Here is a 24735-nt window from a genome sequence, read left to right as displayed (position 1 = left end):
CAGCGCGGTCCTCCCGGGAGCAAGAACGGAGCGAGGGAACCCCGAAGCGAAGCGTAGGGGCCGGATGAATGGAGCGAGGATTTTTTGGTTCCTTTTTGATCCTTCAAAAAGGAACTCGCCGTAAGGGCGAAAAGGTGACTATGCGTCACCATCGCCAACGAATGCGCTTACATCCATCAAAACCAACCCCCTGAAAGCCCAAGCCGAATCAAATCAAGGCATCACCCCAACAGTCCCATTCCCCGCCTTAGGCTGCCGATAAAGATCCAGCAACACCTGGTCGAGAACCTGCGAAGCCCCCCAAGGCTTTGGATCATTGAGAATGGCCGCCACCGCCCAGGTGTGCCCGTTACTGTCCCGGCTGAACCCGGCAATCGCCCGCACGGTATTCAGGGTCCCGGTCTTGATGTGCCCTTCACCGGTCATGGCCGTGCGCTTGAGCCGCTTGCGCATGGTGCCGTCCATCCCCACCAGCGGCATCGAGCTGATGAACTCGGCCGCGTAAGGGCTCTTCCAGGCCGCCTGCAACAGCGCCGCCATCTCGCGGGTGCTGACCCGCTCGGCACGGGAAAGCCCCGATCCGTTCTCCATCACCAGGTGCGGCGAGGTGATGCCTTTCTTCGCCATCCACTGGCGCACTACGCGCTGGGCGGCACGGGCATCGTCGCCGTCGGCGTCGGTACGGAACTGCGCGCCAAGGCTCAGGAACAGCTGCTGGGCCATGGTGTTGTTGCTGTACTTGTTGATGTCGCGGATCACTTCCACCAGGTCCGGTGAGAAGGCGCGGGCCAGCAGGCGGGCGCTCTTGGGCACGTTCTCGATGCGGTCGCGGCCCTGGATGCTGCCGCCCAGCTCGTTCCAGATAGCCCGCACGGCACCGGCCGCGTAGGTCGGGTGATCCAGCAGCGACAGGTAGGTCTGCGAGTTGCAGCCGTCGGCGAGCTGGCCACTGACCGTCACGCTGACGCCGTCCGGCTGGACTACCGGGTTGTAGCGCACCTCGCCGGTGCATTGCTTGCCGGCCACGGCCTTGACCTGGTTGTCGATGCGGATGCTGGCGATCGGCGGCTCGACCGAGACGTTGACCTTGCCACCGTCGTTGCGGGCAACGAAGCGCAAGGCCTTGAGGTTGACCAGCAGCGAGTCGGGCTTGACCAGGAACGGTTTGTTCTCGTCGCCGCCGTCGTCATCGAACTGTGGCAGGTTGGGTTGCACGAAGTGACTGCGGTCCAGGACCAGGTCGCCGGTCACGGTGCGCACACCATTGGCGCGCAGGTCGCGCATCAGCAGCCAGAGCTTTTCCATGTTCAGCTTGGGGTCGCCGCCGCCCTTGAGGTACAGGTTGCCGTTCAGCACACCGTTGCTCAGGGTGCCGTCGGTGTAGAACTCGGTTTTCCACTGGAAGGTGGGGCCCAGCAGTTCCAGCGCGGCATAGGTGGTGACCAGCTTCATGGTCGAGGCCGGGTTGACCGACACATCGGCGTTGAACACGGTCGCCGTGCCCGGGCCGTCCAGCGGCAGCATGACCAGCGACAGGGCCGAATCCTGCAGTTTGTTGGTCTTGAGCGCCTGCTGCACCTTAGGCGGCAGGCTGGTGTTGACGGCGGCGGCCTGCACGGACAGCGACAGGGGCAGGAACAGGCCGGCGAGCAGCAGTGGGCGGAGCGTCTTGATCATAAATGGACAAACCCTGCAGGCGAGGGAAAAAGACAACGGGGCTGTAGGAGGTGATGGCCCCAGGACAAAATGTAGTGCGCATTATGCCCCAAGCAGCACGAGCATGGGCTTCATTCGACGGAAAAGCGCCGTTAGGCAGCGGAAACTGGTAAAGTGCCGCGCGTAATTAATTGAGAGGATTGTTTCATGGCTACCAACCGTTCCCGTCGCCTGCGCAAGAAACTGTGCGTGGACGAATTCCAGGAGCTGGGTTTCGAACTGAACCTGGGCTTCAAGGAAGACCTGTCCGATGAAGCCATCGATGCCTTCCTCGACGCCTTCCTGGCTGAAGCCATGGATGCCAACGGCCTGGACTACGTCGGTGGCGACGACTTCGGCCTGGTCTGCAAGGCCACCCGTGGTTCGGTCAACGAAGAACAGCGCGCCGCTGTCGAAGCCTGGCTCAAGGGCCGCAGCGAACTGACCAATATCGAAGTCAGCCCGCTGCTGGACGCCTGGTACCCGGAAAAGCCGGTCAACCCGGCTTCCTGATGAATGTCGGCGGTACGCCCTGTACCGCCCTCATCCGGCTTCGGCCAGGCGCTCCCGCTGCCTGGCCAGGGCTTTCTCCACGCGGCGCATATGCCGCGCCAGCGCCTGACGGCGCCGTTTAAGCTCAGCCTGGGGCAGGTCCGTCTCTTCCAGTGCCTCGCACGCCTCGATCAATGCCTGTGCATCCAGCATCCTTCCTGCGCTGAGGATCTTGTGTGCCTGTAATGCCAGCTCGGCGCTTTCATGCCTCGGGTCGATGGCCATCAGCACCTGCAGGTCCTGGCGCAGGCTCAGCAGCAGGGTGTCGAGGATACGGTCGCGGTCGGCGAGGTTGTCGCCGACGATCGCTGAAAGACCGTCGAGGTCGAAACGCGCTGCTGGCGTATGGCGCTTGTCACCCTGGCGGGCAAGCCGCGCAATCGCGTTCAGTCGCTGCCCCAGCACTTGCAGGCCGATGGGTTTGAGCAGGCAGTCGTCCATGCCGGCGTCGAGGCACTGCTGGCGCACCTCGGGTTGGGCGTTGGCGGTGTAGCCGAGGATGGTGCAGGGTGGTCGCTCGTGCAGGCGTTCTTCCATGCGCACGGCCCTGGCCAGTTGGTAGCCATTCATCTGCGGCATGTTGCAATCAACGATCAGTACGTCGAAACAGCCTTCACGCCATTTGCGCAGCCCTTGGCGTCCGTCCTCGGCGCTTTCCTGGCTCAGGCCCAGGTAGTTCAGTTGCTGGGCCATCAGCAACAGGTTGGCCGGGTGGTCGTCGATCACCAGTATGCGCAGCTGCTGGTCGGGCTGGAGGATTTCAGTGGCCGGTCGTGGCAAGGCTGCCACCGGCTCGATGCATTGCAGCGGCATCACCAGGCGCACGCGGGTGCCTACGCCCTGCAGGCTTTGCAGGGTGAGTTCGCCGCCCATCATCGCGCACAGGTCGCGGCTGATGACCAGGCCCAGCCCGGTGCCGGCCCGGGCGCCATCGCTGTAGGGGTTGGCCTGCACGAAGGGCGAGAACAGGCGTTGCAGGTCCTGTTCGTGGATCCCTATGCCGCTGTCGCGCACCTCCAGGTCGAGGGTCGGCAGCGCCGGCTCGCCGTCGTTGCGCAGGCGGACGCTGATGCGTACCTGACCTTGTTCGGTGAACTTGATCGCATTGCTCACCAGATTCGACAGCACCTGCTTGAACCGCAGCGGATCGAGCATCGCATGGCAGCGGGCCTCGCGGGCGATCACCACATCCAGCACCAGGCCCTTGTGCCGTGCCAGGCCATCGAACACGCGGCCGACCGACTCGACCAGGGCCGCGAGGTCTACAGGTTCGGGGGCCAGGGACATTTGCCCGGATTCGATCCGGGCGATATCCAGGATGTCGCCGATCAACCCCAGCAGGTCGCTGGCCGAATGATGGGCGACTTCCAGCGCGGGGCGGTCCAGCTTGCCCTGGTCGGCGCGCTTGAGGGCCAGTTCCAGCATGCCGATGAGGGCGTTCATCGGCGTGCGGATCTCATGGCTGATGGTGGCCAGGAAGGTGCTCTTGGCCCGATTGGCGTCATCGGCCTGTTGCTTGGCCAGGCGCAGGTCCTGGACCAGGTTGCGGCGTTCGCTGATATCGATCCAGCCACCGATGATGCCCTGCATCTCGCCCACCGAGTCGCGGTAGGGCAGGATCCAGTGATAGATCGTCAGCTCACGGTCACGCAGGCGCAGGGGACGATCGAGGATCAAGGGCTTGCCCTGGGCCATCACCCGCTGGTAGTCGTCCTGGACCTGGCGGGTATAGTCGCAGTCGCTGAAGGGGGCCTCGTCCAGGCTCTTGCCCAGGACTTCCTCGAGACTGGCGCCAACGGCCTGCAGGTAGCTGTCGTTGCAGCTTTGCAGGCGCCCGTCACGGTCGCGGACATACATCGGATGGGGCGTGCCATTGAGCAGCGCACCCATGAATTCCAGCTGGTCGTTGAGCGCTCGTTCGGCCCGCTGGCGCTGCTTGATCTGACGGCGCAGCCGGGCATTCCACACCAGCGCGAGAACCAGCAGCACCGCGATGACCCCTGCCACCTGAAGGATCAGCCGACGGTAGCTGCGCCAGTAGGCGTCGTCACGCAGGCCATGGTCGCGCCAACGGCTGTTGATCACCCCCAGTTCCTCCGGCGAAATGCTCAACAGCGCCTTGTCGAGGATCGCCGCCAGCTCGCTGGCCCCGGCGGCGGTCGCCATGGCGAAGGCTGCCGGTTCCGTGCCCACGGTGCTGCGGATCACCAGGTTGTTGCTGGTGGCGAGCATGTGGTTGGCGTCGATCAGGGTGGCGATTGCCGCATCCACCGCGCCGCTGCCGAGCAGCACCATGGAGTAGTAGGTGCTTTCGGTGGCGACCTGGTGAATCCGTGGGTGACGTGCCGCGAGCAGGGCGGCCACGCTACTGTCGCGGGGCACGGCGACGCGTTTGCCCTTGAGTTGCTTGAGGCTGCTGGGCTGGTCGTCGCCGGTGTGGCTGACCAGCACGTAGGCGCTTTCAAGGTACGGGCGGCTGACCTGCAGCGGGCTGCCGCGACGGGCGTCGGTGGAGAGGCTGGCGATGATATCGGCGCGGCCGGACTCGAGCTGGTCGATCATGTCGCCATCGCCGCTGGCGCGGCGGATCTCGAAGCGCAGGCCGGTGCGCAGGCGGATGAGTTCGAGCAGGTCGGCGACGATGCCGCGCAGGCGGTCATTGTTGTCGAAGAAGGTCAGGGGCGCGGCGGTGTCGTTGACCACCACGCGCATGATCGGATGTTCGCTCAGCCACTGTTCCTCGCGCGCCGACAACTGCAGCTTGCGATCGGTCAGCAGGCTACCGCTGCTGGCACTCCAGCGCTTGAAGATATCGTTGCGGGTGGTGTTGGGCTGGGCGTCGAGGGCGGCGTCCACCAGGGACTGGAGGGTGAGCGCGTCCTCGCGCATGGCGAAGCTGAAGCCCACGGCTTCGTGCTTGCCGAAGTTGGCCATGCGCAGGTGCGGCAGGTGCCCCTGGCTGATCAGGTAGTGGGTGGAAATGGTATCGCCGATGAACACGTCGGCCTGCTCGAAGGCCACGGCATTCAGCGCCTGGGTGGACGATTCGAAGGTCAGCAGCTCGGCCTTGGGGTAGTTGGCGTGAATCTCCCCGGGCGGCAGGTAGTGATACAGCATGCTCAGGCGCATGCCCGTCAGGCCCGTGTCCAACGCCCGGGTTTCATCCTCGCGGGTCACCAGCACCGGTTGGTCGATGGCGTAGGGCCGCGACAATGCCAGGCCCTGGGTCACCGCTTCGTAACCGTTGGCGCTGCCCAGCAGGTCGATATGCCCACTCTTGAGCGCCGCGACCGCCGCCGGTCGACTGGGAAAGCGCTGCACCCGCACCGGCAGGCCCAGGGCGCTGCCGATCAGGCCGGCGTAGTCGGCCGTCAGCCCCTGGTATTCGCGCCCGCCCGTGGCGATGTCGAACGGCGGGTAGTCAGGGGCCGAGGTGCCCAGCACCAGTTCCCGGCGTTGCGCGAGCCAGTCACGCTGGGCCGGTGTCAGGCCGGGCTGGACCGATGCCGGCGCCGAACGGCTGAGCAGGGTGTAGGTTCGCCCCGTGTCGACGGTCACGCCGGCACCTTGCAGCGGCATGCCCAGGCACAGCAGCGATGTAACGATGCACCTCCACATCATGACCTCAAACCAGCGCGTTGCGTTTGGCGACGTCGATCAATTCCACCAAAGTGCTGGCGCGCAACTTGTGCATGAGACGTTTCTTGTAAGTGCTGACGGTCTTGTTGCTGAGAAACATGCCCTTGGCGATCTCCTTGTTGCTGCGCCCCTGGGCAAAAAGTTGCAGGACCATGAGTTCCCGATCATTGACCTGGCGGAACAGTTCCAGCTCCTGGTTGCTGCCCGTCGGCGGTGGATTGAGGGCCTGGCTGGGGAAGTAGTTGTAACCGGACAGTACGGCCTTGATCGCGCTGAGCAGTTCGCTGAGGTCTTCCTGCTTGCACACGTACCCGGCAGCGCCGGAGTGCATGCAGCGCACGGCGAACAGGGCCGGCGATTGGGCTGTGAGCACCAGGACCTTCAGCGGGATGGCCATGGCCTGCAGGCGCGAGAGCATCTCCAGGCCATCGAGCTTGGGAATGCTGATGTCGAGGATGACCAGGTCCGGCGGGGTCTCGCGGATCAACTGCATGGCGTCCACGCCGTTGTCCGATTCCCCGACCACCTTGTATCCCTGGTTTTCCAGCAACATCCGTATCGCCAAACGTATGACAGGATGGTCATCAACTATAAAGACTGAGTGCATATTCAACATTCCATGCGGCGCGTGAAGGCAGCCGGCACATTAGCTCAGTTGAATGTCGACGGGCAGGGAAGTGGCTGCCAAAACCGGGATATAGGAATTTACTTACAGTGTTGGCGAAACATTGCTACGAGTGATGTAGATATTGAGAGGGAATTGTCAGGGTTTGATCGTTTTTGTGGGTTTGCGTGGTGAGCGTGTTTATTGGATATCGATATTACGTGGGAAATTTCATGCGTATTAAACGTGGGTGGCAAACAGGCGCCTGCCACCCCCGTCCGCCCTTATTTCGGACTAGAACGCCCGGTCATTTCCAGGGCCATTTCGCTGGCGTAGCTGTCGGTCATGCCGGCGATGAAGTCGATCATGCGCAGGAAGGCGTCGTGCAGCGAACCATGCGGGTCGGGGGCGTTGTTGCCGATCAGGTCCAGCACCCGCCGGCTCTTGAACGACGGGGTACGCCCGCCATGCTGTTCCAGGGCCGCACCGCAGAAGGTATTGAGCAGGATCTCCAGGGTCGTGTAGGCGCCGATCTCGTGCAGGGTCTTGCGCTTGTCCTGGAAGATCTTCTTGCGCGCCATGTCCTTGGCCTGCAGCACGCAGCGTTGCGCCGGGCCGTGCATGTGCTCGACCAGGTCGCCCGCCAGGCTGCCTGCGAGCAGGCCCTGCTGCTGTTCGACGAAGGCCTGGGCGGCGGCGTTGGTCAGGTGCTCGATGGCCTTGCCGCGCAGGATCGCCAGCTTGCGTCGACGTGATTCGCCGGGCCCCAGCAGGCGATAGGTTTCCGGCAGGTCGTCGCCCACCAGGTCCAGCAGCAGCGCCTCGACCTCGGCGTATTGCAGCAGGTCCATCTCCAGCCCGTCCTCGAGGTCGATCAGGGCGTAGCAGATGTCGTCCGCGGCCTCCATCAGGTACACCAGCGGGTGACGGGCCCAGCGCTGGTGCTCGAGCTGTGGCAGGCCGAGCTTGCCGGCGATCTGTTCGAGCAGCCCCAGTTCGCTCTGGTAGCAGCCGAACTTGTGCTTCTTGTAACCCAGGGCATCGGCATGGCGTGCTGCCCACGGGTACTTGAGGTAGGCGCCGAGGGTGGCATAGGTCAGGCGCATGCCGCCGTCGAACTGGTGGTATTCGAGCTGGGTGAGCACGCGAAAGCCCTGGGCGTTGCCTTCGAAGTTGAGGAAGTCGGTGCGTTGATCGTCGCTCATGTCATCCAGCCAGCCGCGCCCGGCGGCCTGCTGGAACCAGTGGCGGATGGCGTCCTCGCCGGAATGGCCGAACGGCGGGTTGCCGATGTCGTGGGCCAGGCAGGCCGACTGCACGATCATCCCCAGGTCGCTGGGCTCGCACCAGGCCGGCAGTTGTTCGCGCAGGGTCTCGCCGACGCGCATGCCCAGCGAGCGGCCGACGCAGCTGACCTCCAGGGAGTGGGTCAGGCGGGTGTGGATATGGTCGTTGCTGGATACGGGGTGCACCTGGGTCTTGCGCCCAAGGCGGCGGAAGGCGCCGGAGAAAATGATGCGGTCGTGATCCTTGTGGAACGGGCTGCGGCCGAGTTCCTCGGGGCTGTAGAGGGCCTTGCCCAGTCGTTCGCGGGTCAGCAGGGTGTGCCAGTCCAAGGCGTGATCTCCCATCGTAGAATCGGCCTAGCTTCCTGCGTCCAGCGCGCCCGTGCAAGCCTCAGGCGCGCCTTGGCCTCAGGGGCGGCGGCTGTTGCCGAGGAACAGGCGGATCAGCGGTACCAGGCTGGTGCCCAGGCGTACCAGGCGCGCCAGGTTGCCGCTGCGCACGCCCTTGCCGGTGAGAAAGCCCAGGGCGACGACGGCGCCGATGCCCCACAGCGAGCCGTGCTTGACGCCCAGGCCCTCGCCGAACGAGCTGCCCATGCCGCGCAGGCGGCGGACCGGTTCCAGCAACTGGCCGGACTCGTGGCGGATTTCCTGGCGGTGCATTTCCATGCGCAGACGCAGCAGGGCCTTGCGCAGCTCACGCGGGTTACGGGTGTTGGGCAGTTCGGGCAGGCTCATGGCAGCAGGCGCTCCCGATCCTTGGCCAACTCCTCGAGGGTGGCGTTGAACGGCGAGGATTCATCGAACACCGCGGCTTTCAGGCGCAGGCCGCAGTACAGCGCGGCGAGCCCGTAGAACACGCACAGGCCGATGATCCCGGCCAGCCGGTAGCTGTCCCACAGCAGCACCAGCAGCAGGCCCGACAGCGCGGTCAGCAGCAGCAGGGCGAACACCAGGGCGAGGCCCGCGAACAACAGCAGGCTGAGGGTGCGGGCCTTCTGCTCCTGCAACTCGATGCCGAACAGCTCGATATGGCTGTGCAGCAGGCCCAATATGGCCGCGCCCAGGCGCCGACCGGAGGCGCCCGTGCCGATGGCGTCGTTGTCCATGCCGGCTCCTCAGCGCTTGGCCAGCAGGCCGATCAGCAGGCCGACGCCGGCGGCGATGCCGATGGCCTGCCACGGGTTCTCCTGCACGTACTCCTCGGCGCTGCCAAGGGCCGCCTGGCCACGGGCGCGCACCGAATCCTGGGTCAACTGCAGGGTTTCGCGGGCCTGTACCAGGCGTTCGTGGATCTGCTCGCGCAATTCGTCGGCCTGGTCGCCGGCCAGGTTGGCGGTGTCGGCGAGCAGCTTCTCGGTGTCGCGGACCAGGGCCTGGAAGTCAGCCATTAAAATTTCCTGTGCAGTCTTTGCCGATTTGCTGGCCATGGATGGGCCTCTCCCTGTGGATGTGTACTGGCTATTTCGAGTGATCGGTGGCGCGGAAGGTTCAGCGGGATGTGTTGGTACAGCGCTTGCTAAAAAGCGGTGCGAGTCCGCCAAGGCTTGCGCCGAAACCATGCGCCAGCGCTGCGGATACCGCTAAACCTTAACCCAATCCACGACAAACCCAAGAAAAAACCACGCAGGCGCCGCCCGGCTCACCGAAACGGGGCAGGGGCCTGGCACCGATCCGGTGCATGGATGCCGGTTCTTGAACTGTCCTGGTGCCTTTTTGCAGGTCTGCCACTTCATGGAAAACATGCACAGCGCGATGGACTCCCTGGTCCATGGCTCCAACACCTTGTTCATCCTCATGGGCACGATCCTGGTCCTGGCCATGCACGCGGGGTTCGCCTTTCTCGAGGTCGGCACGGTGCGGCACAAGAACCAGGTCAACGCCCTGTCGAAGATCCTCAGCGACTTCGCCATCTCGGCCCTGGTGTATTTCTTCATCGGCTATTGGGTCGCCTATGGCGTGAGCTTCCTGCAGCCGGCGGCGACGCTGGCCAGCGATCACGGCTATGCGCTGGTCAAGTGCTTCTTCCTGCTGACCTTCGCCGCGGCCATTCCGGCGATCATCTCCGGCGGTATCGCCGAGCGCGCGCGCTTTGCGCCGCAACTGTGCGCGACGGCATTGATCGTGGCGTTCATCTACCCGTTCTTCGAAGGCGTGGTGTGGAATGGCAACTTCGGCCTGCAGGCCTGGTTGCAGGCGCGTTTCGGCGCGCCGTTCCATGATTTTGCCGGGTCCGTGGTGGTGCATGCCATGGGCGGCTGGCTGGCGTTGGCGGCGGTACTGCTGCTCGGCGCGCGCCGTGGCCGCTACCGCGAGGGGCGCCTGGTGGCGTTCGCGCCGTCGAGCATTCCGTTCCTGGCGCTGGGCTCGTGGATCCTGATCATCGGCTGGTTCGGCTTCAACGTCATGAGCGCGCAGACCCTGCAGGGGGTGAGCGGGCTGGTGGCGATCAACTCGCTGATGGCCATGGTCGGTGGCACGCTGTCGGCCCTGCTGGCCGGGCGTAACGACCCGGGCTTCCTGCACAACGGCCCGCTGGCCGGCCTGGTGGCGGTGTGCGCGGGATCCGACCTGATGCACCCGGTGGGCGCGCTGGTCACCGGGCTGGTGGCCGGTGGCCTGTTCGTCTGGTGCTTCACCGCCGCGCAGAACCGCTGGAAGATCGACGACGTGCTGGGCGTGTGGCCATTGCACGGCGTGTGTGGCGTATGGGGCGGCATCGCCTGCGGCGTGTTTGGTCAAGCGGCCCTGGGCGGCCTGGGCGGCGTCAGCCTGGTCAGCCAGCTGCTGGGGAGCCTGGCGGGCGTGTTGGTGGCGCTGGCCGGCGGCTTCGCCGTGTACGGCCTGATCAAGGCGCTGCACGGCCTGCGTCTGAGCCATGAGGAGGAGTTCCAGGGGGCGGACCTGGCCGTGCACCGGATCGGTGCCACCAGCCAGGATTGAGCCAGGTCAGGTGCGCGTTGGCGGGGACGGACCTAGAATGAGCATCCATTCATGCGAATTACGGATGTCTGCATGCTCCCTGAAACCCAGTTGTTCGGCACCGTGGGGTGCCACCTGTGCGAAGTGGCCGAGGCTGTGCTGATGCCGTTCGTCGAGCACGGCCTGCTGGTCGAGCTGGTCGATATCGCCGACAGCGAGGCGCTGTTCGAACGCTACGGGCTGAGCATTCCGGTGCTGCGCCGTTGCGATACCGGCGTCGAGCTGGGCTGGCCGTTCGATGCCGAGCAGGTGGTGGCCTTCCTCGGCTGAACCGTGCATTGACGAGCGGGTGGCTCGCTCCGTATGCTGTATATAAATACAGTGTCCGAGGTGAAGCCATGCTCAATGTCGAGCAACTCAAGTACAGCATCAATCACATGGCTCCCGAGCGTGTGTGCGAGGCCGTGCTGGAATTGCGCCTCGACGGCATCGTCACCGACGAGCGCACGCCGTTCGGCAAGGTGCATTTCAACACCTGTTTCGCCGAGATCGAGGCGCTGTTCCAGCGCGCCGGCTTCCACCGTCCGCTGGATGTGGTGGGCTACCAGGGCCTGAGCTATGCCCTCTACGATCCGGGGCGCTGGGACGCGGTGCAGGTGCTGCGCTGGCTCAAGGCGCGTTGCGAGCCGGCCAGCGAGGCTGGTTGAGGGGCAGGGGGTAGGAGATAATGTCCGCCCACGTAGAACCGAGCCCGATGATGACCACGCCTTTCGACCCCGCCCACCAGCAAGCCAGTACCGTATGCCTGCCTCCGGGGCCCTGGGCAAACGTGCTCGACTGCCTGTGCGATCATTTCAAGGGTATCACGCGTGAGCAATGGCTCGACCGCTTCGCCCGGGGGCGGGTGCTGAATGCCGATGGCCAGCCCATTGCGGCGGATACGCACTATCGGCGGGGCATGCGCTTGCACTATTTCCGTGAAGTGCCCAACGAGAAGGTGATCCCGGTGCAGGAAGAAATCCTGCATGTCGATGAGCATCTGGTGGTGGCGGACAAGCCGCACTTCCTACCCGTCACGCCCACCGGCGAGTACGTCGAGCAGACGCTGCTGCGCCGGCTGATCCGGCGCCTGGACAACCCGCACCTGGTGCCACTGCACCGCATCGACCGGCATACCGCCGGGCTGGTGCTGTTTTCCGCCAATCCGCAAAGCCGTGGCGCCTATCAGCGCCTGTTCCCCGAGCGGCGCATCGACAAGCACTACCAGGCCATCGCCGCGGCCATGCCGCAGCATGACTACCCGCTGGTGCACCGCAGCCGCCTAGTGCATGGCGAGCCGTTCTTCCGCATGCATGAAGTGGAAGGGGCCGACAACAGTGAAACCCATGCCTGCGTAATAGAGAAAAACGGAGAGCTGTGGCGCTATGGCCTGTCACCGGTCACCGGCAAGACCCACCAGTTGCGCGTGCACATGGCGGCGTTGGGCGCGGGGATCTGCAACGATCCGTTTTACCCGCAGCTGGTCAACGAGCAGGATGATTACGCACGGCCGCTCAAGCTGCTGGCCCATAGCCTGCGCTTTGAGGATCCGTTGACGGGTGAGGTGCGTTACTTCGAGAGCCGGCTGACGCTCGACTGGTAAAACCATCGCGGGGCCAGTCGCCGCTGCGACTGGCCCCGCGATGACGCCTACCGATTTCAGCGGTTGAAACGTTCCACCAGCGAGTACTGGGTACCCGCCGTGCTGGTCAGCTCTTCGCTGAGCAGCGCCGAGCGCTGGGCCTGGCCGGAGGTCTGGTCGGCCAGGTCGGCGATGGTGCTGATGTTGCGGCTGATCTCCTCGGCCACCGCGCTCTGCTCTTCGGTGGCGGCGGCGATCTGGGTCGCCATGTCGGTGATGTTGGCCACGGCCTCGCTGATGCCCACCAGCGCCTGGTCGGCCTGCATGACCCGCTCGACACCTTCCTGGGCCTGGCGGTGGCCAGTCTCCATGGTCTGCACCGCGTTGTTGGCGGTCTGCTGCAGCTTGGCGATCAGGGTGTGGATCTGCCCGGTGGATTCGGCGGTGCGCTGGGCCAGCTGACGGACCTCGTCGGCGACCACGGCAAAGCCACGGCCCATCTCCCCGGCGCGCGCCGCTTCGATGGCGGCATTGAGCGCCAGCAGGTTGGTCTGGTCGGCAATGCCCTTGATCACATCGACCACGCCGCCGATCTCGTCGCTGTCCTTGGCCAACTGGGTGACGGTCAGCCCGGTCTCGCCCACGGCGGCGGACAGCCGCTCGATGGCGTCACGGGTTTCCCCGGCGATGTTGCGGCCCTGGCTGGTCAGGCGGTTGGCTTCCTGGGTGGCGTCGGCGGTACGCTGGACATGGTTGGCCACTTCCTGGGTGGTGGCGGCCATCTGGTTGACGGCGGCGGCGACCTGCTCGGTCTCCACCCGCTGGCGCTCCAGGCCCGACGAGCTCTGGTGGGCGAGGGCGTCGGACTGGCGGGCTTGGTCGCTGAGCTGCTCGGCGCTGTCCTGCAGGCGGGTCAGGCAGGTCTTCATCCGTGCGTCCTGGCTGAGCATGGCCATTTCCAGGCGTGCCTGGACACCGCGGCTGTCGGTGTACATCTGCGCGATCAGCGGGTCGGAGGTGGTCTGTTCGGCCAGGCGCAGCAGGCGCTTGAGGCCGCGCTGCTGCCAGCTCAGGCCGAGCAGGCCGAGCGGCACCGACAGGCCGGCGGCCAGGGCGAAGCCCCAGGAATGGCCGAGCCAGTTGCCGATCAGGAAACCGACCTGGCTGACCAGGATGAACGGCAGCCAGTCTTGCAGCACCGGCAGCCACTTGTCACGTTTCGGGATGGCCGAGCGGCCCTGGTTGATGCGCTGGTACAGCGCTTCGGCGCGGCGGATCTGCTCGGCGGTGGGCTTGACCCGTACCGATTCGTAGCCGACCACCTGGTTGCTGTCGAAGATCGGCGTGACGTAGGCGTTGACCCAGTAATGGTCGCCCGACTTGCAGCGGTTCTTGACGATGCCCATCCACGGCAGGCCTTGCTTGAGGGTCTGCCACATGTGGGCGAACACGGCCGGCGGCACATCGGGGTGGCGCACCAGGTTGTGCGGCGCGCCCATCAGTTCCTCGCGGGAAAAACCGCTGATCTCGATGAAGGCATCGTTGCAGTAGGTGATCACGCCCTTGGCGTTGGTGGTGGAGATCAACCGCTGCTGGGCAGGGAAAGTCCGTTCTCTCTGGGTAATCGGCTGGTTGTTACGCATTGGCTGTTCAATCCGCAAGGCTTTCGACGGGTATCGGCAAGCCTCTGGTTTTATTGAATGAATATTTAACTGGCTTGATCTGGGGCAAGGTGCCATCAGTGCGGCTGAGCTAATGCAGCCCACCTGATCGCAGCCGTTGCCGCCAATATTGCAGTTTTCTTTATAAATGATGACGATCAGGTCTGATCATGACCGATTGTTCAATTCGGGGCCAGCATCGGGTAGCTGAAAGCGGCGAAGTGCGCCAGGTTGACGCAGGTGTGGCACAGCACCGCCGCCGCCAGCCCGCCATGGCGATAGGCCAGACCATACCCCACCCCGGCCAGGGTGGCCAGGTAGAACCATTGCCAGCCACCGGCCAGGTGCGCCAGGCCGAACAACAGCGCGGCCACCAGCAACGCCAGCCCTTCATGCCTGAACAGGCGTTGCAGGCCGCCCTGGATATAGCCGCGGAACAGCAGTTCCTCGGTCAGGCTCACCAGCAGCAGGTTGTTCAGCAGCCACAGCCAGGCCTGGTCCGGCCATTTCGGTGCCCAGGCCAGCATGCCAAGCGCCCAGGCGCCGCCCAGGCAGGCGAGCAGGGTCAGGGGCAGGGTCAGCGCCAGGCCCGGCAGCAGGCCGCGTGGGCGCAGCATGACCAGCCACGGGCAGGCCAGCAGCAACCACAGGCCGATCAGGGGCTTGTCCAGGTTGAGGTACAGGGAGAAGGGCACGGCGCCGTCGCTGAGCACGGCCTTGTCGATCACCTTGGCACTGTGGAAGCCGGGCAGCCAGTGCAGGGCCAGGGCGATGGCCAGGAGGATGAACAGCAGGTGGCCGAGGCTTTGTTGCCAGCGTACCGGACGGCGGGCGAGCAATGCACTGCACAGCAGCGCGAGCAAGGCGGGCAGGGCGGCGAGGCCGAGGCTGCCGTAGGTCAGGGCGATCGCATAGCCGAGGGCGAGCAGGATCAGGGCGATCCAGTGGGGAAGAGGCATGACATTTCCTTAGTGCCGGTGAATCCGAGGAGGGTAGGACTCCTCGTTTGGCCGTCAGGACACCTGAAATCAGCCACGTGGGGCAAGCCCCCACATTGCGTGGGAGCGGGCTTGCCCCGCGATGGGGCCTTACCCTGCGATCAATTGCCGCAGCACATAATGCAGGATCCCCCCCGACTTGAAGTACTCCACCTCATTGAGGGTGTCGATCCGGCACAGCACCTCGATCTGCTCCTGGCGCCCGTCCTCGCGGGTAATGCGCACCGGCAGGGTCATGCCCGGACGAATCTGCGCGCCATCGAGTCCCAGCACATCGATGCGTTCCTTGCCGGTCAGCCCCAGGCGCTTGCGGTCGTCGCCGGCCTTGAACTGCAAGGGCAGCACGCCCATGCCCACCAGGTTGGAGCGGTGGATGCGCTCGAAGCTCTCCGCCAGCACCGCCTTGACCCCCAGCAGGTTGGTGCCCTTGGCCGCCCAGTCGCGGCTGGAGCCGGTGCCGTATTCCTGCCCGGCAATCACCACCAGCGGCGTGCCATCCTGCTGGTAGCGCATGGCGGCATCGTAGATCGACAGTTTCTCGCCCGTGGGGACATACAGGGTGTTGCCGCCTTCCTCGCCACCGAGCATTTCGTTGCGGATGCGGATGTTGGCGAAGGTGCCGCGCATCATCACCTCATGGTTGCCGCGCCGTGAGCCGTAGGAGTTGAAGTCCCGCGGTTCCACGCCCTTGCCGCGCAGGTAGCGGCCGGCCGGGCTGTCGGCCTTGATGTTGCCGGCCGGGGAAATATGGTCGGTGGTCACCGAGTCGCCGAGCAGGGCAAGGATGCGCGCGCTGTGGATATCGCCGATTTCCGGCAGTGGTCCACCGATGTCGTCGAAGAACGGCGGGTGCTGGATATAGGTGGAGTCGTCCTGCCAGACATAGGTGGCCGCCTGGGGCACTTCGATGGCCTGCCACTGGGCGTCGCCGGCGAACACTTCGGCGTACTCCTTGTGGAACATGCGCGTGTCGACATTGCGCACGGCCTCGGCGATCTCCTGTTGGCTTGGCCAGATATCGCGCAGGTACACGGGCTTGCCGTCCTTGCCGATGCCCAGGGCGTCCTGGGTCAGGTCCAGGCGCACGCTGCCGGCCAGGGCATAGGCCACCACCAGCGGCGGCGAGGCCAGCCAGTTGGTCTTGACCAGCGGGTGGACCCGGCCTTCGAAGTTGCGGTTGCCCGACAGTACCGAAGCCACGGTGAGGTCGGCGCTGCCGATGGCCTTCTCGATCGCCTCGTCCAAGGGGCCGGAGTTGCCGATGCAGGTGGTGCAGCCATAGCCGACCAGGTCGAAACCGAGCTGATCCAGGTAAGACGTGAGGCCGGCAGCCCTGAAGTAGTCGGTCACCACCTTGGAGCCTGGGGCCAGCGAGCTCTTGACCCAGGGCTTGCGGGTCAGGCCCTTCTCCACGGCTTTTTTCGCCACCAGCCCGGCGGCCATCATCACGCTGGGGTTGGAGGTGTTGGTGCAGGAGGTGATGGCGGCGATCACCACGGCACCGTCGCGCAAGGTGTGGGTCTGGCCGGCATGGCTGTAGTCGATTTCGCCGGCCTGGTCGGCATTGCCCACCGCCACACCGCCGCCGCCTTCGCTTTCCAGGCGGCCGACTTCCTTGGCCAGGGGCTTGGGCTGCAGTTCGATGAAGTGGTCGAAGGCCTGGGCGACCTGGCCCAGGGAAACCCGGTCCTGCGGGCGCTTGGGCCCGGCGAGGCTGGCCTCCACCTCGTTCATGTCCAGCGCCAGGGTATCGCTGAACAGCGGTTCCTGGCCCGGCAGGCGCCACAGCCCCTGGGCCTTGCTGTAGGCCTCGACCAGTTGCACGGCCTCCTCGGGGCGGCCGGACAGGCGCAGGTAGTCCAGGGTCACCTGGTCCACCGGGAAGAAACCGCAGGTGGCGCCGTACTCGGGGGCCATGTTGGCGATGGTGGCGCGGTCGGCCAGCGGCAGGTCGGCCAGGCCGTCGCCGTAGAACTCGACGAACTTGCCCACCACGCCCTTCTTGCGCAGCATCTGCGTCACCGTCAGCACCAGGTCGGTGGCGGTGATGCCCTCGCGCAGCTTGCCGGTGAGCTTGAAGCCGATCACCTCGGGGATCAGCATCGACACCGGCTGGCCGAGCATCGCAGCCTCCGCCTCGATACCACCGACGCCCCAGCCGAGCACGCCCAGGCCGTTGATCATGGTGGTGTGCGAGTCGGTGCCGACCAGGGTGTCGGGGAAGGCGTAGGTGCGGCCGTCCGCTTCACGGGTCCACACGGTGCGCCCCAGGTACTCGAGGTTGACCTGGTGGCAGATACCAGTGCCCGGCGGTACCACGCGGAAGTTGTCGAAGGCGCTCTGGCCCCAGCGCAGGAAGGCGTAGCGCTCGCCGTTGCGTTGCATCTCGATGTCGACGTTCTGGGCGAAGGCGTTGGGGCTGGCGTAGCGGTCGACCATCACCGAGTGGTCGATCACCAGGTCCACCGGCGACAACGGGTTGATCCGCTGCGGGTCGCCGCCGGCCCTGGCCATCGCCGCACGCATGGCGGCCAGGTCGACCACCGCCGGCACGCCGGTGAAGTCCTGCATCAGCACCCGCGCCGGGCGGTACTGGATCTCGCGGTCGGAGCGGCGCTCCTGCAGCCACTGGGCCAGGGCGCGCAGGTCGTCGCCGGTGACGGTCTTGCCGTCTTCCCAGCGCAACAGGTTTTCCAGCAGCACTTTCAGCGACATGGGCAGGCGCTGCAGGTCGCCGAGCTGGCGCGCGGCGTCGGGCAGGCTGAAATAGTGGTAGGCGCGGTCGGCCACCTGGAGGGTCTTGAGGGTTTTCAGGCTATCGAGCGAGGGCATTTACAACTCCTTGTGCTCCGGTGCCCGGCGATTGCGGGTCGCTCGCCGGTGTCACCGCTCTGGACCGGTCCGCACGGCACGGACCTGGCTGAACAGTCAGGTTAGACCGGTTTGCCTGGCCTGACCCTTTTCTGGACCGATGGGGCGTGTCGTCGGTTCCGATCTTCCTTTATCATTCGCCGCCCTGGCGCCGTCTGCGCCAGTGATGTGGAGTGAGAAATGAATACCCTGTTCATGCATTGCCGGCCCGGCTTCGAGGGCGAGGTCTGCGCCGAAATCAGCGAACATGCCGCCCACCTGGGCGTGGCCGGCTATGCCAAGGGCAAGCCGCAGAGCGCTTGCGCCGAGTTCGTCTGCAGCGAGGCGGACGGCGCCGAACGCATGATGCAGACCCTGCGCTTTTCGCAGCTGATCTTCCCGCGCCAGTGGGCCCGCGGCGCCTACGTCGAGCTGCCGGAGACCGACCGCATCAGCGTGCTGCTCGAGCACCTGGCCGGGCTGCCGGTGTGCGGCAGCCTGTGGCTGGAAGTGCTCGACAGCAACGATGGCAAGGAGCTGTCGACCTTCTGCCGCAAGTTCGAGGTGCCGCTGCGCAAGGCCCTGGAAAAGGCCGGACGGCTGGTGGACGACGCCCGGCGGCCGCGCCTGCTGCTGACCTTCATCAGTGGCCGGCGGGTGTTCCTGGGGCTGGCCGAGGCCGACAATTCGGCGCTCTGGCCGATGGGCATCCCGCGCCTGAAGTTCCCCCGCGAGGCCCCCAGCCGCTCGACCCTCAAGCTCGAGGAGGCGTGGCACCAGTTCATCCCCCGCGAGCAGTGGGACCAGCGCCTGAACGACGACATGACCGGCGTCGACCTGGGTGCCGCGCCCGGCGGCTGGACTTACCAGCTGGTCAAGCGCGGCATGCTGGTGACCGCCATCGACAACGGGCCGATGGCCGAAAGCCTGATGGACACCGGCCTGGTCACCCACCTGATGGCCGACGGTTTCACCTGGAAGCCCCGCCAGACCGTGGATTGGATGGTCTGCGACATCGTCGAGAAGCCGGCGCGCACCGCCTCGCTGATCGAGACCTGGCTGGGCGAAGGACTGTGCCGCGAGGCGGTGGTCAACCTGAAGCTGCCGATGAAGCAGCGCCATGCCGAGGTGCGCAAGCTGCTCGAGCGCATCGAGGCCGGTTTCAAGGCGCGCAAGGTGAAGGTGTCGATCGCCTGCAAGCAGCTGTATCACGACCGCGAGGAAGTGACCTGCCACCTGCGCCGGCTGGACCTGAAACCGCGCTGAGGCCAGCGCGGGGCTGTGACAGCCCCGCGTCATGCGCCACAATGACGATCATTTTGCGGAGCCCTACATGACCGATTTCACCCACGACGCGATCCTCGACGCCACCGGCCTGAACTGCCCGGAGCCGGTGATGATGCTGCACAAACATGTGCGCGAGCTGGCCGGCGGCGGCGTGCTCAAGGTGATCGCCACCGATCCGTCGACCCGTCGCGACATCCCCAAGTTCTGCATCTTCCTCGGCCACGAGCTGCTCGGTCAGCAGGAAGAGGCCGGCACCTACCTGTACTGGATCCGCAAGAAGGCCGACTGAGCCGCCTGCGATCGCGCTACACTGCGCTCCCCTGACAGGAGAGCGCCATGCTGATAGTTGCCGACGAGAATATCCCGCTGCTCGATGCCTTCTTCGCCGGTTTCGGCGAGATCCGCCGTTACCCCGGCCGGGCTATCGACGCCGCCTGCGTCAAGGACGCTGACGTGCTGCTGGTGCGCTCGGTGACCCGCGTCGACCGGCAACTGCTCGAAGGCAGCCGGGTGCGCTTTGTCGGCACCTGCACCATCGGCACCGACCACCTTGACCTCGAATATTTCTCCCAGGCCGGTATCCACTGGAGCAGCGCGCCGGGCTGCAACGCCCGTGGCGTGGTGGACTATGTGCTGGGCAGTCTGTTGACCCTGGCCGAGCTCGAGGGCGTTGACCTGGGCAAGCGGGTCTATGGCGTGGTCGGCGCCGGCGAGGTCGGTGGACGCCTGGTGCGGGTGCTGCATGGCCTGGGCTGGAAGGTGCTGGTGTGCGATCCGGTGCGCCAGGCCAGCGAGGGCGGCGACTTTGTCGACCTTCAGACGATCCTCGAACAGTGCGACGTGATCAGCCTGCACACGCCGCTGCAACGCGGCGGCGATCACCCGACCTGGCACCTGCTCGACCAGCCGCGCCTGGCGCGCCTGCGTGCCGGCGCCTGGCTGATCAACGCCAGCCGCGGCCCGGTGGTGGACAACGCAGCCCTGCGCGAATTGCTGCTGGATCGTGAGGATCTGCACGCGGTGCTGGATGTGTGGGAGGGCGAACCGCAGGTGGACCTGCAGCTGGCCGACCTGTGCACCCTGGCCACGCCGCATATCGCCGGCTACAGCCTGGACGGCAAGCAGCGGGGCACGGCGCAGATCTACCAGGCCTTCTGCCGCTGGCGCGGCGAGCCCGAGCAGGTGCGCCTGGCCGACCTGCTGCCGGCGCCGGGCCTTGCACAGATCGAGTTTGACGCAAGTGCGGATCCGGCGTGGGCATTGGCTACCCTGTGCCGGGCGGTCTACGACCCACGTCGCGACGATGCGGATTTTCGTCGCAGCCTGAGCGAAGATCCGGCCGAACAGCGTGCAGCGTTCGACCTGCTGCGAAAGCACTACCCGGTAAGGCGCGAGATCGAGGGGCTGGCGGTACGTGTACGTGGTGAGGCGCCGCAGCTGGCGCAGCTGGCCAATGCGTTGGGGGCGGTGCTGGTCTGAGGACCGGCCAATAAAAACCCGGCGCAAGCGCCGGGTTGCACGCAATTCGGGGGTCAGGCCTTGCCGACTTTCTTGACCCGGCTCTCTTCCAGGTCCTTGCAGGCCTTCTGGATCATCTGCTCGGTAATCGGGACCTCGCGGCCCTGGGCATCGATGATCGAGCCGCAGACCTGAGGTTGCGGACGGTTCTGGTTCTTGGGCGTATCGGTATGCTGCAAGCTCATATCCTGTCTCCTCTTTCAGGTTCAAGCTCAAGGTAGTGCTTCGCCGTGACTGGTCTGTGACAGTTTCTTCGGCGTCATGCCGGAACAGTCCAACAGAAAGCGCGGTAAAGCTCCAGCCACAGGTTAGAACGAATGAGCATAGTCACTGTTGTCCTGTTCGATCATGGGACGGCGACGCATTCCCAGACGTTGCACAGGGCTGACGAGTGGTAGTCTTGGTCTGATCTGCGCTGAGAACGATTTTCGCCATGTCCGACCCGATTTCGCCCCGCCAGCGCCGCGCCCTGCACCTGGGCTGGCGCTTCGTGCGTCCCTATCGTCGCCAGGCCCTGCTGGCCTTGCTGGCGCTGGTGGTCACCGCCGCCATCACCCTGTCCATGGGCCAGGGCATCCGCCTGTTGGTCGACCAGGGCTTCATGACCGGTTCGGCGCACCAGCTCAACCAGACCATTGGCCTGTTCCTGCTGCTGGTGCTGGCCCTGGCGGTGGGGACCTTCGCCCGTTTCTACCTGGTGTCGTGGATCGGCGAGCGCTGCGTGGCCGATATTCGCCGGGCAGTGTTCGATCACCTGATCGGCCTGCACCCGGGCTTCTTCGAGGACAACCGCAGCTCGGAAATCCAGTCGCGGCTGACCGCCGACACCACCTTGCTGCAGTCGGTGATCGGCTCGTCGCTGTCGATGTTCCTGCGCAACGCGCTGATGGTGCTGGGCGGGGTGATCCTGCTGTTCGTCACCAACCCCAAGCTGACCAGCATCGTGGTGCTGGCCTTGCCCTTGGTGCTGGCGCCGATCCTGCTGTTCGGGCGGCGCGTGCGCAGCCTGTCGCGGCAGAGCCAAGACCGGGTGGCCGACGTGGGCAGCTATGTCGCCGAGGCCCTTGGCCAGATCAAGACGGTGCAGGCCTACAACCATCAGGGGCATGACCAGGCGCGCTTCGCCGAGACCGTGGAGGCGGCGTTCGGCGTGGCACGCCGGCGCATCGCCCAGCGCGCCTGGCTGATTACCCTGGTGATCGTGCTGGTGCTCGGGGCGGTAGGGGTGATGCTCTGGGTTGGCGGCATGGACGTGATCGCCGGGCGCATCTCCGGCGGCGAGCTGGCCGCCTTCGTGTTCTACAGCCTGATCGTCGGCAGCGCCTTCGGCACCTTGAGCGAGGTGATCGGCGAGCTGCAACGGGCCGCCGGCGCCGCCGAGCGCATCGCCGAGCTGTTGGCGGCACAGACGGCGATCCTGGCGCCGGCGCAACCACAGGGGCTGGCGCAGGGCCGCGCCACGGGCGATATCCAGCTGAGCGACGTGCGCTTCGCGTACCCGTCGCGCCTCACGGCGGCGGCCATCGATGGTCTTAGCCTGCACATCCGCCCGGGCGAGACCGTGGCCCTGGTTGGGCCGTCGGGGGCCGGCAAGTCGACCCTGTTCGACCTGCTGCTGCGCTTCTACGACCCGCAGGGTGGTGCGATTCTGCTAGACGGCCAACCGATCACCGGGCTGGAGCCGGCCGAGCTGCGTCGCCAGTTCGCCCTGGTGGCCCAGCAGCCGGCGCTGTTCCGTGGCACGGTCGAGGCCAACATCCGCTACGGTCGGCCCAACGCCAGCCTGGCCGAGGTCGAGGCGGCGGCGCGCAGCGCCCATGCCCATGAGTTCATCGCCCAGTTGCCCCAGGGCTACCAGACGCTGCTGGGCGAGGGCGGCCTAGGGCTGTCCGGCGGCCAGCGTCAGCGCCTGGCGATCGCCCGGGCGTTGCTGGTTGATGCGCCGATCCTGCTGTTGGACGAAGCCACCAGCGCCCTGGACGCGCAGAGCGAGCACCTGATCCAGCAGGCGTTGCCGCAGCTGATGGCCGGGCGCACCACGCTGGTCATCGCCCACCGCCTGGCGACGGTGCAGCATGCCGATCGCATCGCGGTGATCGATAAAGGCCGACTGGCGGCAGTCGGCAGCCATCGACAATTGATCGAGCAAAGCCCACTCTACGCACGCTTGGCCGCTCTGCAGTTCAACCCGGCCTGAGCGGCCATCGCTGTCACTGTTTTGTAACAATTTTGTAGCAATTGCCTGAGACTATCTGCCTCGGCCGTTGCGCAGGTGCTCGCCCTGGTTGCCATCGCCCGATGGCGGCGTTTTCGGGCCAGCGAACGAGGACAAGGATGCCTCCGTCGGCGGTGCCGTCGTGCGCCGTTTTCCCTCTTCCTTGTTCCGAGATCCGCAATCTTGCGTAAATCCCTCAGAGTGCAAATTCTCTCCCTGCTCGGTGGCAGCCTGGTGGCGATCCTGCTGATCGCCCTGGTGTGCTTCCAGTTCCTTTCGTCCAGCGTGCGCGGCTATGCCGAGCTGGTGGACGGGCCGTTGCGTGCCTCGCAGCTGATCGACGAAGCCAACCTGCAGTTCAAGATCCAGGTGCAGGAGTGGAAGAACGTGCTGCTGCGTGGTCGCCAGCCGGCGGAGCTGGACAAGTACTGGCAGCAGTTCCAGGCCCGCGAGCAGCAGGTGCAGCAGTTGCTGGGGCAACTGATCGACAGCAGCGAGCCGGCGCTCAAGGCGCGGCTGGAGCAGCTCAAGGCCAGCCACCGGCAGCTGGGCTCGGCCTATGCGCAGGGACGCCAGGCGTTCCTGGCCGCCGGCGGCGACCCGGTGGCGGGCGACTTGGCGGTCAAGGGCGTGGACCGTGCCACCAGCGACCAGATGAGCGCGCTGGTGGAGCAGTTGCGCGCCGACGCCCACGGGCGTGCCGGCGCCATCAGCGCCAGTGCCGAACGCACGGTGTGGCTGGGCGTGCTGGTGATGCTGGGCTCGGCCGTGCTGGTCGGGTTGTTCAGCCTGTGGCTGGTCAACCGCAGCCTGGTCGAGCCGATTCGCCAGCTGATCGACTATGTCGCCCAGCTCAGCCAGGGGCGTTTCGCCGCCCGTGTCGACAGCCGCCGCGAGGATGAGCTGGGGCGCCTGGCGCTGGCCGCCAACACCCTGCGTGACTTCCTCGCCGACACCGTCGGCCGCCTCAAGGACAATGCCGAGGAGCTGGAAAGCGCCAGCGACCGCTTGCGCAGCATCGCCGGTGACATGGCCCATGGCACCCACGACCAGTTCCAGCGCACCGACCAGGTCGCCACGGCCATGCACGAGATGTCGGCCACCGCCCAGGAAGTGGCGCGCCACGCCGCCGACGCCGCCCGCGCCGCGGACGAGGCCGACCACAGCGCCCAGGCCGGCGAGCAGGTCATGCAGCGGACCATCGACACCATCGCCGTGGTCAACCGCGAAATCGCCGGTACCGCGGCGGTGATCCGTCACCTGGAGCACGACAGCACGCGCATCGGCAAGGTGCTCGAAGTGATTCGCGGCATCGCCGAGCAGACCAACCTGCTGGCGCTCAACGCCGCCATCGAGGCCGCCCGTGCCGGCGAGGCCGGGCGCGGCTTCGCGGTGGTGGCCGACGAGGTGCGCAGCCTGGCCCAGCGCACCGCGGCGTCGATCGCCGAAATCCACCAGATCATCGAAGCGGTGCAGTCGGGCGCGGTGGAGGCGGTCAAGGCCATCGAGAGCGGCCAGCAGCGCAGCGAGGAGGGCGCCGAGCAGGTGCAGCAGGCGGGGCAGATGCTGCAGCGCATCACCACGGCGGTGGAGGCGATCCGCGACATGAACCGGCAGATCGCCACCGCCGCCGAGGAGCAGACCAGCGTCGCCGAGGACATCTCGCGCAACCTGGTCGAGATCACCCGCATCGCCACTGCAAACCAGGAGGCCGTGCAGCATACCGAACAGGCTGGACAGCGCTTGCACGGTCTGTCGGGACAGCTGGGTGAGGTCACCTCCCGCCTGACCGCTTGAAATCGCCATCGCGGGGGGGGCCCCCGCCCCCCCCGCCCCCCCCCGCCCGCTCCCACGCCATCGTGGGAGCGGGCTGGCCCCGCGATGCTT

General features: G+C 65.9%; 21 protein-coding genes. 10 read left to right on the top strand and 11 right to left on the bottom strand.

The window, feature by feature from the left end:
• Positions 1 to 213 precede the first annotated feature (213 nt).
• Positions 214 to 1677 (bottom strand): D-alanyl-D-alanine carboxypeptidase/D-alanyl-D-alanine-endopeptidase, encoded by a 1464-nt coding sequence (dacB, locus tag HU735_RS12125; protein ID WP_186713715.1) that lies wholly within the window; start codon positions 1675 to 1677, stop codon positions 214 to 216.
• 186 nt (positions 1678 to 1863) lie between these two features.
• Between dacB and HU735_RS12120 the strand changes: the two genes are divergently transcribed.
• On the top strand, positions 1864 to 2208 hold the full coding sequence (locus tag HU735_RS12120) for a YggL family protein (protein WP_050704800.1): 345 nt from the start codon (positions 1864 to 1866) through the stop codon (positions 2206 to 2208).
• A 30-nt stretch (positions 2209 to 2238) separates the two neighbouring features.
• On the opposite strand, the gene HU735_RS12115 is transcribed toward HU735_RS12120, so the two are convergent.
• The 6 genes from HU735_RS12115 to HU735_RS12090 all read right to left on the bottom strand — a co-directional run bounded on the left by HU735_RS12115 (position 2239) and on the right by HU735_RS12090 (position 9206).
• The gene (locus HU735_RS12115; protein ID WP_238349808.1) at positions 2239 to 5826 is read right to left on the bottom strand and encodes a transporter substrate-binding domain-containing protein; all 3588 of its coding nucleotides are present in this window, start codon (positions 5824 to 5826) and stop codon (positions 2239 to 2241) included.
• Positions 5827 to 5872: 46 nt separating this feature from the next.
• Positions 5873 to 6493, bottom strand: a complete 621-nt coding sequence (locus HU735_RS12110; RefSeq protein ID WP_050704801.1) for a response regulator transcription factor — start codon at positions 6491 to 6493, stop codon at positions 5873 to 5875.
• Between the two features lie 281 nt (positions 6494 to 6774).
• The gene (locus HU735_RS12105) at positions 6775 to 8106 is read right to left on the bottom strand and encodes a deoxyguanosinetriphosphate triphosphohydrolase (protein WP_186713714.1); all 1332 of its coding nucleotides are present in this window, start codon (positions 8104 to 8106) and stop codon (positions 6775 to 6777) included.
• Between the two features lie 78 nt (positions 8107 to 8184).
• The gene (locus tag HU735_RS12100) at positions 8185 to 8514 is read right to left on the bottom strand and encodes a hypothetical protein (RefSeq protein WP_186713713.1); all 330 of its coding nucleotides are present in this window, start codon (positions 8512 to 8514) and stop codon (positions 8185 to 8187) included.
• Positions 8511 to 8885: a phage holin family protein gene (locus HU735_RS12095; protein WP_186713712.1), complete on the bottom strand. Its 375-nt coding sequence runs from the start codon at positions 8883 to 8885 to the stop codon at positions 8511 to 8513. The genes HU735_RS12100 and HU735_RS12095 overlap by 4 nt, the downstream gene beginning before the upstream one ends.
• 9 nt (positions 8886 to 8894) lie before the next feature.
• The gene (locus HU735_RS12090; RefSeq protein ID WP_186713711.1) at positions 8895 to 9206 is read right to left on the bottom strand and encodes a YqjD family protein; all 312 of its coding nucleotides are present in this window, start codon (positions 9204 to 9206) and stop codon (positions 8895 to 8897) included.
• A gap of 304 nt (positions 9207 to 9510) precedes the next feature.
• On the opposite strand from HU735_RS12090, the gene HU735_RS12085 reads away from it, so the two are divergent.
• From HU735_RS12085 to HU735_RS12070, 4 genes are all read left to right on the top strand, one after another.
• Complete coding sequence (locus HU735_RS12085; protein ID WP_186713710.1) at positions 9511 to 10719, top strand: ammonium transporter; 1209 nt, start codon at positions 9511 to 9513, stop codon at positions 10717 to 10719.
• Positions 10720 to 10791: 72 nt separating this feature from the next.
• Positions 10792 to 11028 (top strand): glutaredoxin family protein, encoded by a 237-nt coding sequence (locus HU735_RS12080; RefSeq protein ID WP_273018705.1) that lies wholly within the window; start codon positions 10792 to 10794, stop codon positions 11026 to 11028.
• Between the two features lie 68 nt (positions 11029 to 11096).
• The gene (locus tag HU735_RS12075) at positions 11097 to 11405 is read left to right on the top strand and encodes a hypothetical protein (protein ID WP_050704807.1); all 309 of its coding nucleotides are present in this window, start codon (positions 11097 to 11099) and stop codon (positions 11403 to 11405) included.
• 50 nt (positions 11406 to 11455) lie between these two features.
• Positions 11456 to 12340, top strand: coding sequence for a pseudouridine synthase (locus HU735_RS12070; protein ID WP_186713724.1), 885 nt, complete (start codon positions 11456 to 11458; stop codon positions 12338 to 12340).
• A gap of 56 nt (positions 12341 to 12396) precedes the next feature.
• On the opposite strand, the gene HU735_RS12065 is transcribed toward HU735_RS12070, so the two are convergent.
• The 3 genes from HU735_RS12065 to acnA all read right to left on the bottom strand — a co-directional run bounded on the left by HU735_RS12065 (position 12397) and on the right by acnA (position 17810).
• Positions 12397 to 13962 carry a PAS domain-containing methyl-accepting chemotaxis protein gene (locus HU735_RS12065; RefSeq protein WP_186713708.1) on the bottom strand — a complete coding sequence of 522 codons (1566 nt, stop codon included), beginning with the start codon at positions 13960 to 13962 and terminating at the stop codon, positions 12397 to 12399.
• A 200-nt stretch (positions 13963 to 14162) separates the two neighbouring features.
• Complete coding sequence (locus tag HU735_RS12060; RefSeq protein WP_186713707.1) at positions 14163 to 14939, bottom strand: CPBP family intramembrane glutamic endopeptidase; 777 nt, start codon at positions 14937 to 14939, stop codon at positions 14163 to 14165.
• 129 nt (positions 14940 to 15068) lie between these two features.
• A complete protein-coding gene (gene acnA / locus HU735_RS12055) occupies positions 15069 to 17810 on the bottom strand; it encodes an aconitate hydratase AcnA (protein ID WP_186713706.1) in 2742 nt (913 codons plus the stop codon).
• A 219-nt stretch (positions 17811 to 18029) separates the two neighbouring features.
• Here acnA and rlmM point away from each other — a divergent pair, with 219 nt between their 5' ends.
• The 3 genes from rlmM (at position 18030) to pdxB (ending at position 20594) form a co-directional block, all read left to right on the top strand.
• A complete protein-coding gene (gene rlmM / locus HU735_RS12050; protein WP_186713705.1) occupies positions 18030 to 19094 on the top strand; it encodes a 23S rRNA (cytidine(2498)-2'-O)-methyltransferase RlmM in 1065 nt (354 codons plus the stop codon).
• A 67-nt stretch (positions 19095 to 19161) separates the two neighbouring features.
• Positions 19162 to 19404 (top strand): sulfurtransferase TusA, encoded by a 243-nt coding sequence (tusA, locus tag HU735_RS12045; RefSeq protein ID WP_050704845.1) that lies wholly within the window; start codon positions 19162 to 19164, stop codon positions 19402 to 19404.
• A gap of 47 nt (positions 19405 to 19451) precedes the next feature.
• Positions 19452 to 20594 (top strand): 4-phosphoerythronate dehydrogenase PdxB, encoded by a 1143-nt coding sequence (pdxB, locus tag HU735_RS12040; protein WP_186713704.1) that lies wholly within the window; start codon positions 19452 to 19454, stop codon positions 20592 to 20594.
• A gap of 53 nt (positions 20595 to 20647) precedes the next feature.
• Here pdxB and HU735_RS12035 read toward each other — a convergent pair whose 3' ends face one another.
• Positions 20648 to 20818, bottom strand: coding sequence for a PA1571 family protein (locus tag HU735_RS12035; RefSeq protein ID WP_177330833.1), 171 nt, complete (start codon positions 20816 to 20818; stop codon positions 20648 to 20650).
• A gap of 248 nt (positions 20819 to 21066) precedes the next feature.
• On the opposite strand from HU735_RS12035, the gene HU735_RS12030 reads away from it, so the two are divergent.
• Both HU735_RS12030 and HU735_RS12025 read left to right on the top strand, forming a co-directional pair.
• Positions 21067 to 22830, top strand: coding sequence for an ABC transporter transmembrane domain-containing protein (locus tag HU735_RS12030; protein WP_186713703.1), 1764 nt, complete (start codon positions 21067 to 21069; stop codon positions 22828 to 22830).
• Positions 22831 to 23028: 198 nt separating this feature from the next.
• Positions 23029 to 24645 carry a methyl-accepting chemotaxis protein gene (locus tag HU735_RS12025; RefSeq protein WP_050704846.1) on the top strand — a complete coding sequence of 539 codons (1617 nt, stop codon included), beginning with the start codon at positions 23029 to 23031 and terminating at the stop codon, positions 24643 to 24645.
• Positions 24646 to 24735: the final 90 nt, after the last annotated feature.

It is taken from the genome of Pseudomonas sp. BW16M2 (genome assembly GCF_014268865.1).
Lineage (GTDB): Bacteria > Pseudomonadota > Gammaproteobacteria > Pseudomonadales > Pseudomonadaceae > Aquipseudomonas > Aquipseudomonas peradeniyensis.
This window is presented reverse-complemented; position numbering and strand designations above follow the sequence as displayed.

Bases quoted from the DNA above. Each gene is read 5' to 3' on its own strand.
- HU735_RS12065 (WP_186713708.1), bottom strand. From the start codon at position 13,962: ATGCGTAACAACCAGCCGATTACCCAGAGAGAACGGACTTTCCCTGCC.
- HU735_RS12085 (WP_186713710.1), top strand. From the start codon at position 9,511: ATGGAAAACATGCACAGCGCGATGGACTCCCTGGTCCATGGCTCCAAC.
- HU735_RS12060 (WP_186713707.1), bottom strand. From the start codon at position 14,939: ATGCCTCTTCCCCACTGGATCGCCCTGATCCTGCTCGCCCTCGGCTAT.
- HU735_RS12075 (WP_050704807.1), top strand. From the start codon at position 11,097: ATGCTCAATGTCGAGCAACTCAAGTACAGCATCAATCACATGGCTCCC.
- rlmM (WP_186713705.1), top strand. From the start codon at position 18,030: ATGAATACCCTGTTCATGCATTGCCGGCCCGGCTTCGAGGGCGAGGTC.
- HU735_RS12090 (WP_186713711.1), bottom strand. From the start codon at position 9,206: ATGGCCAGCAAATCGGCAAAGACTGCACAGGAAATTTTAATGGCTGAC.
- tusA (WP_050704845.1), top strand. From the start codon at position 19,162: ATGACCGATTTCACCCACGACGCGATCCTCGACGCCACCGGCCTGAAC.
- HU735_RS12070 (WP_186713724.1), top strand. From the start codon at position 11,456: ATGACCACGCCTTTCGACCCCGCCCACCAGCAAGCCAGTACCGTATGC.
- HU735_RS12120 (WP_050704800.1), top strand. From the start codon at position 1,864: ATGGCTACCAACCGTTCCCGTCGCCTGCGCAAGAAACTGTGCGTGGAC.
- HU735_RS12080 (WP_273018705.1), top strand. From the start codon at position 10,792: ATGCTCCCTGAAACCCAGTTGTTCGGCACCGTGGGGTGCCACCTGTGC.
- HU735_RS12100 (WP_186713713.1), bottom strand. From the start codon at position 8,514: ATGAGCCTGCCCGAACTGCCCAACACCCGTAACCCGCGTGAGCTGCGC.
- HU735_RS12030 (WP_186713703.1), top strand. From the start codon at position 21,067: ATGTCCGACCCGATTTCGCCCCGCCAGCGCCGCGCCCTGCACCTGGGC.
- HU735_RS12095 (WP_186713712.1), bottom strand. From the start codon at position 8,885: ATGGACAACGACGCCATCGGCACGGGCGCCTCCGGTCGGCGCCTGGGC.
- pdxB (WP_186713704.1), top strand. From the start codon at position 19,452: ATGCTGATAGTTGCCGACGAGAATATCCCGCTGCTCGATGCCTTCTTC.
- HU735_RS12035 (WP_177330833.1), bottom strand. From the start codon at position 20,818: ATGAGCTTGCAGCATACCGATACGCCCAAGAACCAGAACCGTCCGCAA.
- dacB (WP_186713715.1), bottom strand. From the start codon at position 1,677: ATGATCAAGACGCTCCGCCCACTGCTGCTCGCCGGCCTGTTCCTGCCC.
- acnA (WP_186713706.1), bottom strand. From the start codon at position 17,810: ATGCCCTCGCTCGATAGCCTGAAAACCCTCAAGACCCTCCAGGTGGCC.
- HU735_RS12110 (WP_050704801.1), bottom strand. From the start codon at position 6,493: ATGCACTCAGTCTTTATAGTTGATGACCATCCTGTCATACGTTTGGCG.
- HU735_RS12115 (WP_238349808.1), bottom strand. From the start codon at position 5,826: ATGCCGCTGCAAGGTGCCGGCGTGACCGTCGACACGGGGCGAACCTAC.